Source organism: Streptomyces pactum (assembly GCF_016031615.1).
In the GTDB taxonomy this organism is placed as follows: Bacteria; Actinomycetota; Actinomycetes; order Streptomycetales; family Streptomycetaceae; genus Streptomyces; species Streptomyces pactus.
In genome coordinates this window covers 1,595,856-1,612,775 of sequence record NZ_JACYXC010000001.1, presented here as the reverse complement: position 1 = coordinate 1,612,775, position 16,920 = coordinate 1,595,856, and the positions used below count along the sequence as shown (strand labels likewise).

Sequence of the window (16,920 nt, the reverse complement as noted above, 5' to 3'; positions counted from 1 at the left end):
GCGCCCAGCTTCGTCCCCGACACCAGCGGAAGGGAGTCCGGCCTACCGTGGCGTCCCATCGCCGTCCCCCCTCGCCCGGCCCGCGCCGGGCGGCACTGCGGGCCACCGTACTGTCCGCCACCGCGGCCTCGGCGGTCGCCGGGCTCGCGGCCGTTCCGGCCACCGCCGAACCCCGGGACCCGGCGGCCGGCGCCGCCGCGGCCCGCCGCACCGTGGACCGGCTGCACGCCGAGGCCGAGCGGGCCACCGAGGCGTACAACGCGGCCGGTGAACGCCGTGCCCGGCTGCGCCGGGAGGCCGACCGCGTCCGGGAGCGGGTGGCCCGGGAACAGGAGCGGGTCAACCGGATGCGGGACGGGCTCGGCGCGCTGGCCGGCGCCCAGTACCGGGCCGGCGGCATCGAGCCGGGCGTCGCGCTGCTGCTCACCACGGACCCGGACGGCTACCTGGCGAAGGCGGCCGCGCTGGAGCGGATCGGCGACCGCCGGGCCGCCGGGCTGCGGGCGCTGCGGACCGCCCTTCGCAGCCTGCGCCAGCAGCGTGCCGAGGCCACCGGAACGCTCGCCGAACTCGCCGAGAGCCAGGCGGCCGTGGCCCGGCACAAGGCCACCGTGCAGCGCCGGCTGGCCGCCGCCCGGCAGGTGCTGGGACGGCTGTCCACCGCCGAGCGGGCGGCCCTCGACCGCTCCTGGGACCCCGGCGGGCCCGGCCCGGGCCACCCTCCGGGCGCGGTCGGCACCAGCGCGGCCTCCGCGCGCGGGGCGGCGGCGTTGCTCGCGGCCCGGCAGGCGGTCGGCGCCCCGTACGCCTGGGGCCAGGCCGGCCCCACCGCCTTCGACTGCTCGGGGCTGACCCAGTGGGCGTACGGGCGGGCCGGGGTGGCGATCCCGCGGACCTCGCAGGCGCAGCGGCTGGCCGGCCGTACGGTACCGCTGTCCCAGGCCCGCCCCGGCGACCTGGTGGTCTACCGCTCCGACGCCAGCCACGTGGCGATGTACGCCGGCGGGGGCCAGGTCATCCACGCCCCCTACCCCGGCGCCCGGGTGCGCTACGACCCGGTCGGGATGATGCCGATCGCGTCGGTCACCCGCCCCTGACGGCGGTTCCCGGCCACGGTGGCCGTCCGCGCCCCCTCCGCCGCCCCGGGCGGCGGCTCGTACCATCGGTGGCGTGGCAGGCGGGTGGTGGCGGTGGCGGCGGTGCGTGCGGCGGGCGGGTGCCTGGCCGGCGGTGTGCTGCCTGGTGGCCGGCCTGCTCACCGGCTGCGGCGACCGGCCGTCCGTGCCCGGCCGGTACCGCGCGGAGATCCAGCGGATGCTGGACCGGCGGGCCGAGGCGGTGCGGGAGCGGGACCGGGACGCCTTCCTGGCCACCGTGGACCGGCGCGCGGACCGCTACCGCACCGGACAGCGGCGGGTCTTCGACCACCTGGCCGACGTACCGGTGGACAGCTGGAGCTACCGGCTGACCGGGACCGGGGGCTTCCGGCCGGCACCCGGCACCGGCCACCGGGTGGCCGCCCGGGTCGAGGTGCGGTACCGGCTCACCGGCTACGACACCGCGCCGGTCACCGCCGAGGAGTTCCTGACGCTGGTCCGCCGGGACGACCGCTGGTACGTCGCCGCCGACGGCGGCCGGCGCGCCCCGCGCCAGCTGTGGGAACAGGGCGACGTCCAGGTGGTGCGGGGCCGGCGCGCGCTGGTCCTGGGGGTCGGTCAGAAGCCGGAGCGGCTGGCCGAGGTGGCCCGGATGGCCGACCGGGCGGTGCCCGCGGTGGACCGGGTCTGGCCCGCCGGCTGGTCGCGGCGGGTGGTGGTGGAGGTGCCCGCCTCGCTGGACCGGATGGCCGAACTGCTCGGGTCGCCCGCCGAGGGGTACCGGGGGATCGCGGCGGTCACCACCGGCCAGACCGGCGGAGGGCCGGCCACCCGCGCCGACCGGGTGATCGTCAACCCGGACGCGTACCCGGTGCTGGGGGAACGGGGCCGCCAGATCGTCCTGACCCACGAGACGGTCCACGTCGCCACCCGGACCGCCACCACCCGCGGCACACCGCTGTGGCTGTCGGAGGGGTTCGCCGACTGGGTGGCCTACCGGGGCACCGGCCGCTCGCCGCGGGAGGTCGCCCCGGAGCTGACCCGCGCGGTCGCCGCCGGCAAGCCGCTCCAGGAACTGCCGGCCACCGAGGACTTCCGGTTCGGCGGCGACGCCACCACCCTGGCCCGCGCCTACGAGGAGAGCTGGCTGGCCTGCCGGATGATCGCGGACCGGTGGGGGGAGGGCAAGCTGGTGGCGTTCTACCGGGCCGTCGGCGACGGCCCGGACACCGGCCGCCGGACCGCGGTACGCGACGCGCTGCGGTCCGTCCTGGGCGTCACCGAGGAGGAGTTCACCGCGTCCTGGCGGACGTACGCCCACCGCGTGCTGGGCTGAACCGGCCGGTGGCCGTGCCCGTGCCGGGGCCGGCCGGCGGCACCCGGTACTGTCGGCGGTGATGCACAAGACCTTGCTCGTCACCAACGACTTCCCGCCCCGGCCCGGCGGCATCCAGTCGTTCCTGCACAACCTGGCGCTCCGGCTGGACCCGGAGCGGATCGTCGTCTACGCCTCGACCTGGAAGCACGGCCGGGAGGGCGCCGAGGCCACCGCGCGGTTCGACGCCGAGCAGCCGTACCCGGTGGTGCGCGACCGCACCACGGTGCTGCTGCCCACCCCGCGGGTCACCCGCCGCGCCACCGAGCTGCTGCGGGAACACGGCTGCACCTCGGTGTGGTTCGGGGCCGCCGCGCCGCTGGGGCTGATGGCCCCCGCGCTCCGCGAGGCCGGCGCCCGCCGCCTGGTCGCCACCACCCACGGCCACGAGGCGGGCTGGGCCCAGCTGCCCGCCGCCCGTGCCGCGCTGCGCCGGATCGGCGACGCCACCGACACCGTCACCTACCTGGGCGGGTACACCCGTTCCCGGATCGCCGGGGCGCTCAGCCGCTCGGCCGCCGCCCGCATGGTGCAGCTCACGCCGGGCGTGGACGAGCGGGTCTTCCACCCCGCCTCCGGCGGCGAGGCCGTCCGGGCCCGGCTGGGGCTGGCGGACCGGCCGGTGGTGGTGTGCGTGTCCCGGCTGGTGCCGCGGAAGGGACAGGACACCCTGATCCGCGCCATGCCGCGGATCCTCCGTCAGGTCCCGGACGCCGCCCTGCTGATCGTCGGCGGCGGCCCGTACGAGCGGGACCTGCGGCGGCTGGTGGAGACCACCGCCGTCGCCCGGTCGGTGTTCTTCACCGGCACCGTGCCCGGCGAGGAACTGCCCGCCCACTACGGTGCCGGCGACGTCTTCGCGATGCCCTGTCGCACCCGCAGGCGCGGCCTGGACGTGGAGGGTCTGGGCATCGTCTACCTGGAGGCGTCGGCCACCGGACTGCCGGTGATCGCCGGCGACTCCGGCGGGGCGCCGGACGCGGTGCTCGACGGCGAGACCGGCTGGGTGGTGCGCGGCGGTTCGGTGGCGCAGACCGCCGAGCGGATCGTCGCGCTGCTGGAGGACCCCGAACTGCGCCGCCGGATGGGGGAGCGCGGCCGGGCCTGGGTGGCCGAGCGCTGGCGCTGGGACCTGATCGCCGGGCGGCTGACGGAACTGCTGTAGTCAACTGCGTGGTCCCCGGGCCCCGGTGGCCGGGCCGCCGCGCCGCGTGCCGCCCGGCCGCCCGGCCAAGGCGTCGCGCGGGGTTTTCGCGGGGCGCCGGGCTCCCGTGTGGGGCGTCCGGCGCCGCTGCCCGCGCACGGGCCGGTGGTGGCGGCCGTGCGTAACCGCCCCGCACAGGCAGGCAGATGCACAGGCGGGCGGACGGGCCGGCGGACACCGGCCGTTCCGGCCGACGGCGGTTGACGGAGCGTCAGGAAACCGCGCTGAACCGGCGTCCCCGGCCCGGACGGGACGGGTGGCGGCCGTACGGGGGTGGTGGAACCGGCCGCGCCGGCCGTGGGGCGGTGGGCGGTGGCCCGTACCGCGGCGGGACGACCGGTGGGCGGGGGCCCGTACGACGGCGGAACCGGACCGGTCGCGCACGCCACGGGCTCGGTCGGGAGTCGTCCGGCGGCGGTACCGCGGCCGGACCGGCGCGGCGCGGGTCCGGTACGGCGGCCCGTGTGGGGCCCGGGCCCGGCCCGGCCTGGTCGGTCCGGCGGCTCAGAGCCGGCGGTCCCGGCCTGACGGGGCTCTGCCCGGCGGTCCCGGTCCGATGGCCCCGGCCTGATCGCCCCGCACTCAGGTCCGGCGGCTCGGGCCCGGCGGTCCCGGTGGGTGTGGGGGCCGGCCCGCTCAGTTGCCGTAGATCGCCTCGATCTCGGCCGCGAAGTCCTTGGCCACCACGTTCCGCTTGAGCTTCAGCGACGGCGTCAGGTGCCCGGAGTCCTCGGTGAACTGGGTCGGCAGGATGCGGAACTTGCGCACCGACTCGGCGCGGGACACCGCGGCGTTGCCGTCGTCCACCGCGGCCTGGATCGCGGCCCGCAGGTCCGGGTCCTCGCACAGGTCCGCGGCGGTGGCGCCGGCCGGCTTGCCGTGCTCGGCCAGCCAGCGCGGCAGGAACTCCTCGTCGATGGTGACCAGCGCGCCGACGAACGGCCGTCCGTCGCCGACCACCATGCACTCGGCGACCAGCGCGTGCGCCCGGATGCGGTCCTCGATCACCGCCGGGGCGACGTTCTTGCCGCCCGCGGTCACCAGGATCTCCTTCTTCCGGCCGGTGATCGTCAGGTAGCCGTCCTCGTCCAGCGTGCCGACGTCCCCGGTGTGGAACCAGCCGTCCGACAGCGCCTCGGCGGTGGCCGCCTCGTTGTTCCAGTAGCGCGAGAAGAGGTGGTCCCCGTGGAGCAGCACCTCGCCGTCGTCGGCGATCCGCACCACGGTGCCCGGCATCGGCTGTCCCACGGTGCCGATCTTCTGCCGGTCCCAGGGGTTGAAGGTGGTGGCCGCGCACGACTCGGTGAGGCCGTACCCCTCCAGGACGGTGAAGCCGATGCCCCGGTAGAAGTGGCCCAGCCGGGCGCCGAGCGGGGCGCCGCCGGAGATCGCGTGGGTGGCCCGGCCGCCCAGCACCGCGCGGAGCTTGCGGTAGACCAGCCGGTCGAACACCCAGTGCTTCAGCCGCAGCCCCAGCGACGGGCCCGAGGGGGCGTCCAGCGCCTGGCTGTAGGCGATCGCCACCTCGGCCGCCTTGTCGAAGATCTTGCCCTTGCCGTCCGCCTGGGCCTTGGCCCGCGCCGCGTTGTAGACCTTCTCGAAGACCCGCGGCACGCCCAGGATCAGCGTCGGCCGGAAGGAGGCCAGCTCGTCGGTGAGCGTCTTGACGTCGCTGACGTGTCCCAGCTTGATCGGCGCCAGCACCGCCGCGATCTCCACCAGCCGGCCGAAGACGTGCGCCTCCGGCAGGAACAGCAGCACCGACGACTCACCGGTGGCGAAGATCGGCTTCAGCCGGGCCACCGCGTTGCCGCACTCGGCGAAGAAGCTGCGGTGCGAGAGCACACAGCCCTTGGGGCGTCCGGTGGTGCCCGAGGTGTAGACGATGGTGGCCGGGGAGTCCGCGGTGGCCACCGCGCTGCGCTCGTCCACCAGCTCGTCGCTCACCCCGGCGCCGGCCTCGGTGAGCTGCCGGATGGCGTCCCCGCCCTCGATCCGCCACACATGGGTGAGCGCCGGGAGACGGTCCCGGACGGACTCCACGGCGCTCTCGTGACCGGTGCTCTCCACCAGACAGGCCACCGCGCCGGAGTCGCCCAGGATCCACTGGATCTGCTCGGCCGAGCTGGTCTCGTACACCGGTACGGTGACCCCGCCGGCGCTCCAGATCGCGAAGTCCAGCAGCGTCCACTCGTAGCGGGTCCGGGACATCAGACCGACCCGGTCGCCCGGCTTCACCCCCGAGGCGATCAGACCCTTGGCCGCCGCGCGCACCTCGGCGAGGAACTCGGTCGCGGTCACGTCCCGCCACTCACCGCCGACCTTGCGGCCGACCACCGCCACGTCGGGATGCCGGGCGGCGTTGCGGCGGATGAGGTCCGTCAGGTTGCCGTCGGCCGGTACCTCGTACAGGGCCGGGAGACTGAACTCGCGCAAGACTGCTGCTCCTCGTCGGGCGCCGGCGCCACGACAGTGTGCTGTGCGTCGGCTGCGGTCCATGATCAGGCAAGGGGGGTGGTGGACGGCCCGGACGTTACCCATCGGTACGGGTTCCGGGATAGGGGTTCCTGCCCAGATGTTTTATGCGTCACACACCGCGACAATGCTCCGCGAAGCGTAGTCCAGCCGTCCGGCGGCCGGGAAGTTACCGCAGGTAGACGGGGTTCCCGGCGGTGCGGCCGATGGTTAGGGTGACCGGCATGCGTGTCCATGTGGTCAGCGACGTACACGGCAACAGCACGGACCTCGCCAAGGCCGGCGACGGTGCCGACGCCCTGATCTGCCTCGGTGACCTGGTCCTTTTCCTCGACTACGCGGATCACTCGCGCGGCATCTTCCCGGAACTGTTCGGCACCGAGAACGCCGACCGCATCGTGGAACTGCGCACCGCCCGCCGCTACGCCGAGGCCCGGGAGTTCGGCCGCGCGCTGTGGGAGGGGCTGGAGGCCGCCGGGGTGCCGGGCGGCAAGGAGGCGGCGATCGAGGGGGCGGTGCGCCGCCAGTACGCCGAACTCTTCGGGGCGTTCCCCACCCCGACGTACGCCACCTACGGCAATGTGGACATCCCGCGGCTGTGGCCGGAGTACGCCCGGCCCGGCACCACCGTCCTGGACGGGGAGCGGGTGGAGATCGGCGGCCGCGTCTTCGGGTTCGTCGGCGGCGGGCTGCGCACCCCGATGCGCACCCCCTACGAGATCGACGACGACACCTACGCCGCCAAGATCGCGGCCCTGGGGGAGGTGGACGTGCTGTGCACCCACATCCCGCCGGACGTCCCGGAGCTGTGCTACGACACCGTCGCCCGCCGCTTCGAACGCGGCAGCGCGGCGCTGCTGGACGCGCTGCACGCCGTCCGCCCCGCGTACCACCTGTTCGGCCACGTCCACCAGCCGCTCGCGCGGCGGATGCGGGTGGGCGCCACCGAGTGCGTCAACGTCGGCCATTTCGCCTCCACCGGCACCCCCTGGACCCTGGAGTGGTGACCCGCGCACGGTAGCCTTCACCGGCAGGCACACCAGTCGGCGGACGGGTACGTAAGGAGCCACGGCGATGGCGGAACACACCAGCTCAAGCATCACGATCGAGGCGGCACCGGCCGACGTGATGGCGGTGATCGCCGACTTCGACCGCTACCCCGAGTGGTCCGCCGAGGTCAAAGAGGCCGATGTGCTCACCAAGGACGACCAGGGCCGCGCCGAGCAGGTGCGGATGGTCCTGGACGTCGGCGCGATCAAGGACGACTACACCCTCAGCTACACCTGGTCGGGGTCCCAGGAGGTCCACTGGTCGCTGGTGAAGTCCACGATGCTGCGGTCGCTGGACGGCTCCTACCGGCTCACCCCGCTCGACGGCGGCCGGCGCACCGAGGTCACCTACCGGCTCACCGTGGACGTCAAGGTGCCGCTGATCGGCATGATCAAGCGCAAGGCCGAGAAGGTGATCATCAGCCGCGCCCTGGACGGCCTGAAGAAGCGGGTGGAGAGCGGCGCCTGAGCCCGGAACCCGCCGCCCACCCCCTGCCGGAGGCACACACCCCCATGCGTACGGTCCTGGTCACCGGAGCCGGCGGCGCCGGCCGCACCACCGTCGCGGCGGCCACCGCGCTGGCCGCCGCCCGCGCCGGCCGCCGTGTGCTGCTGCTGACCTGCGACCGGGGCGCCGCCGCCGCGGCGCTGCTCGGTCTGCCGGACGGCGCACAGGCCGCGCCCGGGCTGCCGTGGACCCGCCCGGTCCCCGTGGCGCCGGGCCTGTGGGCCGCCCGGACCGCGCCCGCGGAGCACTTCCGTGCCGAACTCGTCGCCCTCCAGGAGCGCGGCGGCGGGGTGCTGGACATGCTCGGCGCCACCCCGCTGGAGAGCGAGGAGCTGACCGAACTCCCCGGCGCGGAGGCGTTCGCCCTGCTCCGGGCGCTCCACCTGGCCGGCCACGACACCCCGCCCGCCGGTGCCGGGGGCCACCCGTACGCCGGTGGCGGTCGTCCGTACCCCGGCGAAGGGCACCCGTACGCGGAGGGGGGCCACCCGTACGCCGACGGGGACGGGCCGTCCGCCGCCGGCTGGGACCTGCTCGTCGCCGACCTGCCGCCGCTGCCGGACGCGGTCGCCCTGCTCGCCCTGCCCGAACGGCTCCGCCGCTATCTGCGCCGGCTGCTGCCCGCCGAACGCCAGGCCGCCCGCGGCGCGCTGCGCCCGATGCTCGCCCAGCTCGCCGGGGTGCCGGCCCCCGCCGAGCGGCTGTACGAGCTGGCCGCGCGCTGGGAGCGGGAGCTGGCCGAGGTGCAGGCGGTGATCGACGCCCCGGCCACCACCGTCCGGCTGGTCGTGGACCCCGGGCCGCTGTCGGTGGCCGCCCTGGGCGCCGCGCACGCCGGGCTGGCCCTGCACGGCTGCCGGGTGGACGCGGTGGTCGCCAACCGGATGCTGCCGACCGGCTCCACCGACCCCTGGCTGGCCGGGCTCTCCGGCCGCCAGCAGGCCGCGCTGAAGGACCTCACGGCCCGGTGGACCCCGTACGCCCCGGTGACCGAGCTGCCGCACCTGGGCGCCGACCCGGACGGGACGGACGCCCTGTCCGGCCTCGCGGCCCGGCTGCCCGCCCCCGCCGCGGCCCCCGGGGAAGGCGCCGGGGACCCGTGGACCGTGGAGGACCGGCTGGCCGCCGAGGGCGAACTGGTCTGGCGGCTCCCGCTGCCCGGGGCCACCCGCGAGGGCCTGGACCTGGTCCGGCGGGGCGACGAACTCATCGTCACCACCGGCCCCTTCCACCGGATCCTGCCGCTGCCGTCGGCGTTGCGCCGCTGCTCGGTGGCGGGTGCCGGGCTGCGCGACGGGGAACTGCGGGTGCGGTTCGCGCCCGACCCGGCCCTGTGGCCGCGCCGCCCCTGACCGCCCCCGCGGGCCGGGCCGGAGGCCGCGGCCCCGTTCCGTGCCGCCGGTCGGGTACCGTCGATGGCGAGCCCGGAACCGCCCGCCTCCCGCCGCAGGAGCCCGCCATGAGCGATGCCACCGAGCGCCCCGCCGGCGCCGACCGCCCCTTCCCGGACCAGGCCGCGGACGACACCGCGGGTACCGCCCCGGGCGGCGCCGCGGGTGCCGCCGAGGAGACCGGGGTCGGCTTCACGGACGACCCCGACCCCGACGCCTGGCAGCAGGCGTGCGCCGAGGACCTGGCGGCCGAACGCGCCCGCCGCCGTGCCGGGGCCGGGGCCGAGCCGGGCAGCGCGGCCGAGGAACTGCGCAAGCTGGCCGAGGCGGTGGCGGAGAAGGTCGCCGCCTTCCAGGCGCCACTGGCCGGCACCGCGGTGCACGGCGCCGTACAACAGTTGTTCGCGCAGGCCAAGGCCGCCGTGGAACCCGTCATCGAGCGCAACCCCGATGTGTTCGACCACCTCGCGGCGGCCGGCACCGAGCTGCTGGCTGCCTACCGGGCCGCCGTCGCCGGGCAGGAGCAGCGGTGGGCCAAGGGGTCCGATCGTTCGAGTAGTGAACACATCGACCTCGACTGACCCCAGCTCCGGTACGGTGGTCCCCGGCGGGGTTCGACTCAATAACCGAGGGACACATGGGACTCACCATCGGCGTCGACATCGGCGGCACCAAGATCGCGGCTGGGGTGGTCGACGAGGCGGGAACGATCCTCGACACCTGCACCGTGCCCACGCCGTCAACTCCCGAAGGCGTGATCGACGCCATCGCCGACGCGGTCCGTACCGTCAGCTCCGGCCATGACGTCGAGGCCGTGGGCATCGGGGCCGCCGGCTACGTGGACGACAAGCGCGCCACGGTGCTCTTCGCGCCCAACATCAACTGGCGCCACGAGACGCTCAAGGACAAGGTCGAGCAGCGCGTCGGGCTGCCGGTGGTGGTGGAGAACGACGCCAACGCCGCCGCCTGGGGCGAGTACCGCTTCGGCGCCGGCGCCGGCCACGACGACGTCGTCTGCATCACCCTGGGCACCGGCCTGGGCGGCGGCATCATCATCGGCGGCCGGCTGCACCGCGGCCGGTTCGGGGTGGCCGCGGAGTTCGGCCACATCCGCGTGGTGCCGGACGGTCTGCTGTGCGGCTGCGGCAGCCAGGGCTGCTGGGAGCAGTACGCCTCGGGGCGCGCGCTGGTCCGGTACGCCAGGCAGCGCGCCAACGCCACCCCGGAGAACGCGGAGATCCTGCTCGGTCTCGGCGACGGCACCCCGGCGGGCATCGAGGGCAAGCACGTCAGCGACGCCGCCCGGCGCGGCGACCCGGTGGCCGTGGACTCCTTCCGGGAGCTCGCCCGGTGGGCCGGCGCGGGCCTCGCCGACCTCGCCTCGCTCTTCGACCCCTCGGCCTTCATCGTCGGCGGCGGGGTCTCCGACGAGGGCGACCTGGTCCTGGACCCGATCCGCAAGTCGTTCCGGCGGTGGCTGGTGGGCGGCCAGTGGCGCCCGCACGCGCAGGTGCTCGCCGCCCGGCTCGGCGGCAAGGCCGGACTGGTCGGCGCCGCGGACCTGGCCCGCCAGGGCTGACGCGCCCGCACCCGCGGGGCGGGGCCCGGCCCTCGGGGGCCGGGGCCGGCCGTCGGGGTGGGGGGTCCGGTCGTCGGGGCCGGGGCCGCCCCGGCATGCCCCGGCTCACCCCCCGGCATCCCGACGCCGCACCCGCGGGGCGAACGCGGGCCGCGTGCGGCGCACCGGGTCCCGCGGCACGGCTGGCCGGGCCTCCCGGCCGGGCGCGTGGTCCTGGGCATCACCGGCGGCCGTCCCCTCACCTTGTGGGGCCCGCCGAGTGCCGACCGGGCGCCCGGCACTCGGCGGGCGGTCCGCCGCCGGCCGGCGTCCTCGCCGCGGGCGGCGCCCGCAGCGGGCTCCGGCCGCCGGGAGCTCATGCCGCGGCGACGACCCGTCGTCGGGAAGACCCGTCGTCAGGAGGGCCCGTCGTCGGGAGGGCCCGTCGCCCGGAGTCACACCCGGAGCCCCGCTGGGAGGTGCCGCGCCGCCGGGGCCGCGGCGTCCGCCCGGCCCGGGAACGATCTTGCGGCCGGGGGCATCGGCATCGGCCGGTGCCAGCCGGCCGCCGGCGGGACACCCCGCCCACCCCGCCGCCGGTGCACCGGCCGGCGCACCCGGCCACCGGCCGGCACCGCGGCGTCCGCCCGGCCGACCCCGGCGGGCCCGTGCCGCGCGCGGCGAGGCAGAATCGGCCGGGACAGCGCATGATCAGTACGGCCAGGCACAGTCGGAGGGCCGCCGGTACGGCGGCCGGGGCGAACAAAGGGGCTGAGAGACGATGCTCGCGGATCTGCCGGCATCCCGTACCGAGGCGGACGGCGCGGCCGTGGTCCGGGTGCTCAGTTACAACATCCGTTCGATGCGGGACGACACGGACGCCTTGGCCCGGGTGATCCGGGCCTGCGCGCCGGACGTGCTCTGCGTCCAGGAGGCGCCCCGCTTCTTCCGGTGGCGCAAGGCGGCGGCGCGGCTGGCCCGCGCCACCGGCCTGGTCTACACGACCGGCGGGGCCACCACCGCGGGCCCGATGATCCTCACCTCGCTCCGCGCCCATGTGGAGCGCACCGAGGAGATCCTGCTGCCGCGCACCCCGGGGCTGCACCAGCGCGGACTCGCCATCGCGGAGCTGAGGTTCGGGGCGGGCGCCCGGCTGGGTGTGATCAGCTGCCACCTGAGCCTGGCCGCCGAGGAACGCCGGCAGCAGGCCGGGCTGCTCCTGGAACGGCTCGCCGGGCTGGACGTGCCGCACGCGGTCGCGGCCGGAGACATCAACGAACGCCCCGACGGCCGTGGCTTCCGGCGGATCGCCGAGACCCTGCAGGACGGCTGGGCGGTCAAGCCGTGGGGCGGCGAGCACACCACCCCGCCCGCCCGGCCGCACCAGCGCATCGACGCCGTCTTCGCGACCCCGGGCGTGGAGGTGCTGGGCTGCGGGGTGCCGACCGGGCTCCCCGGGGTGTCGGAACGGGACCTCACCGCGGCCACCGACCACCTGCCGGTGCTCGCCGCGCTGCGGGTACCGGGTCCGGGCGCCGGCACCCCGGCCTGACCCCGGCCGCCGCGGGCCCGGCGGCCCCGGCCGTGGCCCGCGTCCCCGGCGCACGGCCGGGGACCGGGTGCGGAAGGCCGTGCGGCGCGGATCGGCCGTACGCCGTCACCCCGCCCGGGGCACGAGCCCTGAACCTGCCCCGCGGCCGGAGCCCGAGCCGTGAACCCGCCCCGCGTCCGGGGCCGGCGTCGTGATTCGCCATGTGGCGCCAACCGGGCGCGCGCCGTGAACCCGCCCCGCGTCCGGGGCCGACGTCGTGATTCGCCGTGCGGTGCCGACCGGGCGCGCGCCGTGGACCCGCCGTGCGGCGCGGATCGGCCGTACGCCGTCACCCCGCCCGGCGGCCGGGGCACGAGCCCTGAACCTGCCCCGCGGCCGGAGCCCGAGCCGTGAACCCGCCCCGCGTCCGGGGCCGGCGTCGTGATTCGCCGTGCTGCGCCGACCGGGCGCGCGCCGTGGACCCGCCGTGCGGCGCGGATCGGCCGGGCGCCGTGAACCCGCGTGCGTCGCGGACGGGTCCGGCGCGCCGCGCGTCGCGAACCCCGTGACGGCCCCGTCGCGCCGCGACCCCGGCCCTGCCTCGGACCCGGCCCTGCCTCGATCCCGGCCCGCCGCGTCTCCGGCCCGCCGCGTCCCCGGCCCCGTCGTGCCGCGACCCCGACGTCCCCGTGCCCCCGGCGCCGGCCGGGGGCCGGCGCGGGCCGGTCAGACCACCGCGCCGCGTCCGGGGTCGTCGTCCTCCTCGTCGTCGCCGGGGCGCATCCGCATCACCAGGGTGGCGAAGCCGCCGAGGAAACCGCCGACTCCCAGGGTGCTGATCCACCAGGTCATCTCCTGCCGCAGGAGCACCACGATCAGCAGCAGCAACGGGCCGCCGATCACCGCGATCCAGGCGAACCGTGCCGTGGTGTCGGCATGCGGCAGCGGCGGGTCCGGGGGGACGAAGTGCCCCTCGTCGCCCGGCTCGAAGTCGTCGTCGGAGGGTTCCTCGGGCGTCCAGTCGCGCGGCCCGGCGCCGGGACCCACGCCCGGCGCGTACACGATGAAGCCGCCCAGCGGCCGGTCCGGGGCCGCCGGTCCGGCCGTCTCGCCGGCGTCCTCACCGCCCGGGCCGCCCGGGCCGCCCGCGCCGTCGGCACCGTCGGTGTCCCGGTGCGCCGTACGGGCCGCGGACGCCGCGGGAGCCTCGCCGGCGACGTCCTCCGCGTCCGGCCACGGCTTCACCCCCGGCGGGTCCGCCGGTTCGGCCCCGTACGCCGCGACGATCTCGGCGAACGCGGCGTCGTCGTCCCGGGCCCCCGCCGGGCCGCCGTCACGCCCCGCCACCGGCCACCACCCCGTCCGTCCCGGTCTCCGCCACCGGCCGGAGCGCGGCCGTGGAGGGCACCGGCTCCGGGCCGGTCACCGCCCCCGGCGCCAGCCGCTCGATGAACGCGGTGGTCTCCTCGAAGATCAGGTCCGCGTCCCAGTCCAGGGTCGCCACGTGGTAGCTGCGCTCCAGCAGGCGCTCGGTGAGGTCCCGGGAGGAGACCCGGCCCAGGATGCGGGCGCAGTCCACCGGCGGCACCACGTGGTCCTGCGGGCTGTGCAGCACCAGCAGCGGCTGGGTGACCCGGGGCAGCTCGGCGTCCACCACCGCGAAGAACTTCCGCAGCGAGTACGCGGCGTGCAGCGGCACCCGGTCGTAACCGCTCTCGGTGGCACCGGGTTTGGCGATGTCGCTGACGATCCCCTTGGTGGCCGGGACCAGGTGCCGGAGCACCGGCAGGGCCATCGCGGTCCGCTGGTGCATCCGGTTCGCCGGGTTCACCAGCACCAGGCCGCTGACCGCGGCGCCGTGCCGGGCCGCCAGCCGCAGCGCCAGCGCGCCGCCCATCGACAGCCCGCAGACGAAGACCTGGCGGCAGCGGCCGGCCAGCGCGCGCAGCTCGCGGTCCACCTCCGCGTACCAGTCCTCCCAGCCGGTGACCGCCAGGTCCTGCCAGCGGGTGCCGTGCCCCGGCAGCAGCGGCAGCGAGACGGTCAGCCCGCGCGCGGCGAGGTGATCGGCCCAGGGGCGCACGGACTGGGGGGAACCGGTGAAGCCGTGACACACGAGGACGCCGACGTCTCCGCCGTCGTGGCGGAACGGCTCGGCTCCGGGGAGGAGCGGCACCGCGGATCTCCGTTCGGTGAGTGTGGGAAAGGCCGGGAACGGGCCCGTCGCGGGCCCGTCGCCTCAGCGTACGCGGCGCGCCCCACCGGGGGTAGGCAGGTAAGGTCTCCTCGTCAGACACAGGAGGTCCTCGGTTTGTTCTACGGTGCGATGAAGCTGTCGGTCGGCGGAGCGCTGAAGCTCACCTTCCGTCCCTGGGTGGAGGGCCTGGAGAACATCCCCGCCGAGGGCCCGGCGATCCTGGCCAGCAATCACCTGTCGTTCTCCGACTCCTTCTTCCTTCCCGCGATGCTGGACCGCAAGGTCACCTTCATCGCCAAGGCGGAGTACTTCACCTCCCCCGGGGTCAAGGGGAAGCTGACCGCGGCGTTCTTCAAGGGCGTCGGTCAGCTGCCGGTGGACCGCTCCGGCGCCCGGGGCGCCGGCGAGGCGGCGATCAAGAGCGGCATCGAGGTGCTCCGGCGGGGCGAGTTGTTCGGCATCTACCCGGAGGGCACCCGCTCCCCGGACGGCCGCCTCTACCGCGGCAAGCCGGGCGGCCTGGCCCGGGTGGCGCTCGCCACCGGGGCGCCGGTGATCCCGGTGGCGATGATCGACACCGAGAAGATCCAGCCGCCCGGCAAGGTGGTGCCCAAGATCATGCGGCCCGGCATCCGGATCGGGAAGCCCCTGGACTTCACCCGGTACCAGGGCATGGAGGGCGACCGGCTCATCCTGCGCGCGGTGACCGACGAGGTGATGTACGCGATCATGAAGCTGTCCGGCCAGGAGTACGTGGACATCTACGCCACCGTCGCCAAGCGTCAGATGGCCGAGGAGGCCAAGGCGGAGGCGGAGCGTGCCAAGGCCGAGGCCGCCGAGCGCGCCCGGGCCGAGGGGGAACCGGGCGAGAGCCGGGTGCCGGTGCTGCGCCGCCGGCGGCGGGACCGGACCACGGACGGCGGCTGAGCCCGCCGCCCGGCACCCGCCGGCACCGGGGACGGCCGTCCGGAGCGGCGCCCCGGGGGAGTGGGCGGGCCGGGCACGGCGCACCCGGAGCGGGTGCGGCGGACCGCGCGGCAGGGGGAGCCGCGGGCCGGGCCGCCGGGGGACACAGCGGGCCGAGGGGGGAAGTCATGGGGGACGTGGCGGAACGGAAGCCGGTGGAGGCGTCCGCCGGGACGGGCCGGGAGAAGCCCGTCCGGATGTCGGTGGAGCAGCCGCTGTGGCAGGCGCTGACCGCCTACCGGGTGCTCACCCTGCTCTACGCGATCGTGCTGTTCGTCCTGGCCTACGACGACTACGCGCACCCGCTGGGCGCGGGCGCCTACATGGCGGCGCTCACCGTGTGGACCGTCTGCACGGTGCGGATGGTCTCCTCCGCCGAGCGCTGCACCCCGCGGTTCCTCGTCGCCGACCTCACGGTGGCGGTCACCGGCATCCTGCTCACCCCGGTGGTCAACTCCCACGACCGGATCGCCGACGGCGCGCCCACCCTGCCGTCCATATGGACCGCCGGCGCGGTGCTCGGCTTCGCCGTCAAGGGCGGCTGGCGGTGGGCGGCGTGGACCTCGGGCATCGTGGCGGTCGCCAACATCGTCCAGCGCGGCGGGTTCGCCCAGGGCAACGTGCACTCCGTGGTGCTGGTGTGGGTGGCCAGCGTGGCGATCGGCTACGTGGTGGAGGTGGCCCGGGCCAGCGAGCGGACCCTCGCCCGCGCCCTGCAGATCGAGGCGGCCACCCGGGAGCGCGAGCGCCTCGCCCGCGACATCCACGACAGCGTGCTCCAGGTGCTGGCCATGGTGCAGCGGCGCGGCGCGGCGATCGGCGGCGAGGCGGCCGAACTCGGCCGGATGGCGGGGGAGCAGGAGATCGCGCTGCGCGCCCTGGTCTCCCGGGGCCCGGGGTTCGGGCCGGCCGCCCCCGGTCCGGCGGCGGCCGGCGGGGACCGTACGGCGACCGGCGGGCCGGCGGCGGCCGGAGCCGGGTACGGACCCGGCGCCCACGGAGGTCCCACCGGGGCCGGGTCCGCATACGGGGCAGCCGGGCCGGACGCCCCCGCGGCGGACGGCGCCGGGGACGCACCCCGCGACCTGCGGGCGCTGCTCGCCCCGCACGCCGGCTCCCGGGTGGTGGTCTCCGAGCCGGGCGCCCCGGTGCTGCTGCCGGGCCGCGTCGCGACGGAGGTGGCGGCGGCCGTCGGCGCCGCGCTGGACAACGTCCGGGTGCACGCGGGGGACACGGCGCGGGCCTGGATCTTGGTCGAGGACGAACCGGACGCGGTGACGGTGACCGTCCGCGACGACGGCCCCGGCATCCCGGAGGGCAGGCTTGCCGACGCGGAGCGGGAGGGGCGGCTCGGCGTGGCCCTGTCCATCCGCGGGCGGCTGCGCGACCTGGGCGGCCGGGCCGAGTACTTCTCGGCGCCCGGCCAGGGCACCGAGGTGGAGTTGAGAGTTCCGCGGGGCGGGGAGGCCACACGATGAGCGGCACCATGAGCGGGGAGACCACGAGCGGCGGCGGTACGGCCGGCGGCGTCCTGGGCGGGGAGGCGGTGCGCTCCACCGCGACCGGTGC

Annotated in this window: 14 protein-coding genes; 11 read left to right on the top strand and 3 right to left on the bottom strand. The window is 76.6% G+C overall.

The genetic code is table 11. The features are described from left to right. The first annotated feature begins 47 nt into the window (after positions 1 to 47). From IHE55_RS06375 to IHE55_RS06365, 3 genes are all read left to right on the top strand, one after another. Entirely contained in the window at positions 48 to 1,097 is a 1,050-nt protein-coding gene (locus tag IHE55_RS06375; RefSeq protein ID WP_197988140.1) for a C40 family peptidase, read from the top strand. Between the two features lie 73 nt (positions 1,098 to 1,170). Beyond that, positions 1,171 to 2,433: a hypothetical protein gene (locus IHE55_RS06370; RefSeq protein ID WP_197988139.1), complete on the top strand. Its 1,263-nt coding sequence runs from the start codon at positions 1,171 to 1,173 to the stop codon at positions 2,431 to 2,433. Positions 2,434 to 2,494: 61 nt separating this feature from the next. Beyond that, entirely contained in the window at positions 2,495 to 3,637 is a 1,143-nt protein-coding gene (locus IHE55_RS06365) for a glycosyltransferase family 4 protein (RefSeq protein ID WP_197988138.1), read from the top strand. Between the two features lie 675 nt (positions 3,638 to 4,312). Here the strand turns inward: IHE55_RS06365 and IHE55_RS06360 are convergent. After that, on the bottom strand, positions 4,313 to 6,112 hold the full coding sequence (locus tag IHE55_RS06360; protein WP_197988137.1) for an AMP-dependent synthetase/ligase: 1,800 nt from the start codon (positions 6,110 to 6,112) through the stop codon (positions 4,313 to 4,315). 263 nt (positions 6,113 to 6,375) lie between these two features. Here IHE55_RS06360 and IHE55_RS06355 point away from each other — a divergent pair, with 263 nt between their 5' ends. From IHE55_RS06355 to IHE55_RS06330, 6 genes are all read left to right on the top strand, one after another. Further along, a complete protein-coding gene (locus tag IHE55_RS06355) occupies positions 6,376 to 7,158 on the top strand; it encodes a metallophosphoesterase family protein (RefSeq protein ID WP_197988136.1) in 783 nt (260 codons plus the stop codon). A gap of 67 nt (positions 7,159 to 7,225) precedes the next feature. Beyond that, positions 7,226 to 7,669, top strand: coding sequence for an SRPBCC family protein (locus tag IHE55_RS06350; protein ID WP_197988135.1), 444 nt, complete (start codon positions 7,226 to 7,228; stop codon positions 7,667 to 7,669). Positions 7,670 to 7,713: 44 nt separating this feature from the next. After that, a complete protein-coding gene (locus IHE55_RS06345) occupies positions 7,714 to 9,060 on the top strand; it encodes an ArsA family ATPase (RefSeq protein ID WP_232265467.1) in 1,347 nt (448 codons plus the stop codon). Between the two features lie 107 nt (positions 9,061 to 9,167). Further along, entirely contained in the window at positions 9,168 to 9,680 is a 513-nt protein-coding gene (locus IHE55_RS06340; protein ID WP_197988134.1) for a DUF5304 family protein, read from the top strand. Positions 9,681 to 9,736: 56 nt separating this feature from the next. Further along, positions 9,737 to 10,678: an ROK family glucokinase gene (locus IHE55_RS06335; RefSeq protein ID WP_197988133.1), complete on the top strand. Its 942-nt coding sequence runs from the start codon at positions 9,737 to 9,739 to the stop codon at positions 10,676 to 10,678. Between the two features lie 760 nt (positions 10,679 to 11,438). Then, positions 11,439 to 12,209 carry an endonuclease/exonuclease/phosphatase family protein gene (locus IHE55_RS06330; protein ID WP_197988132.1) on the top strand — a complete coding sequence of 257 codons (771 nt, stop codon included), beginning with the start codon at positions 11,439 to 11,441 and terminating at the stop codon, positions 12,207 to 12,209. A 705-nt stretch (positions 12,210 to 12,914) separates the two neighbouring features. Here IHE55_RS06330 and IHE55_RS06325 read toward each other — a convergent pair. Further along, positions 12,915 to 13,535: a hypothetical protein gene (locus IHE55_RS06325; RefSeq protein ID WP_197988131.1), complete on the bottom strand. Its 621-nt coding sequence runs from the start codon at positions 13,533 to 13,535 to the stop codon at positions 12,915 to 12,917. Then, positions 13,522 to 14,364: an alpha/beta hydrolase gene (locus IHE55_RS06320; protein ID WP_197988130.1), complete on the bottom strand. Its 843-nt coding sequence runs from the start codon at positions 14,362 to 14,364 to the stop codon at positions 13,522 to 13,524. Before IHE55_RS06320 ends, IHE55_RS06325 begins: the two co-directional genes overlap by 14 nt. A 150-nt stretch (positions 14,365 to 14,514) precedes the next feature. Between IHE55_RS06320 and IHE55_RS06315 the strand changes: the two genes are divergently transcribed. Continuing rightward, complete coding sequence (locus IHE55_RS06315; protein ID WP_197991819.1) at positions 14,515 to 15,312, top strand: lysophospholipid acyltransferase family protein; 798 nt, start codon at positions 14,515 to 14,517, stop codon at positions 15,310 to 15,312. Between the two features lie 167 nt (positions 15,313 to 15,479). Beyond that, complete coding sequence (gene macS, locus IHE55_RS06310; protein ID WP_372442633.1) at positions 15,480 to 16,829, top strand: MacS family sensor histidine kinase; 1,350 nt, start codon at positions 15,480 to 15,482, stop codon at positions 16,827 to 16,829. Positions 16,830 to 16,920: the final 91 nt, after the last annotated feature.

Bases quoted from the DNA above. Each gene is read 5' to 3' on its own strand.
- IHE55_RS06365 (WP_197988138.1), top strand. From the start codon at position 2,495: ATGCACAAGACCTTGCTCGTCACCAACGACTTCCCGCCCCGGCCCGGC.
- IHE55_RS06355 (WP_197988136.1), top strand. From the start codon at position 6,376: ATGCGTGTCCATGTGGTCAGCGACGTACACGGCAACAGCACGGACCTC.
- IHE55_RS06350 (WP_197988135.1), top strand. From the start codon at position 7,226: ATGGCGGAACACACCAGCTCAAGCATCACGATCGAGGCGGCACCGGCC.
- IHE55_RS06345 (WP_232265467.1), top strand. From the start codon at position 7,714: ATGCGTACGGTCCTGGTCACCGGAGCCGGCGGCGCCGGCCGCACCACC.
- IHE55_RS06340 (WP_197988134.1), top strand. From the start codon at position 9,168: ATGAGCGATGCCACCGAGCGCCCCGCCGGCGCCGACCGCCCCTTCCCG.
- IHE55_RS06335 (WP_197988133.1), top strand. From the start codon at position 9,737: ATGGGACTCACCATCGGCGTCGACATCGGCGGCACCAAGATCGCGGCT.
- IHE55_RS06330 (WP_197988132.1), top strand. From the start codon at position 11,439: ATGCTCGCGGATCTGCCGGCATCCCGTACCGAGGCGGACGGCGCGGCC.
- IHE55_RS06315 (WP_197991819.1), top strand. From the start codon at position 14,515: ATGAAGCTGTCGGTCGGCGGAGCGCTGAAGCTCACCTTCCGTCCCTGG.
- macS (WP_372442633.1), top strand. From the start codon at position 15,480: ATGGGGGACGTGGCGGAACGGAAGCCGGTGGAGGCGTCCGCCGGGACG.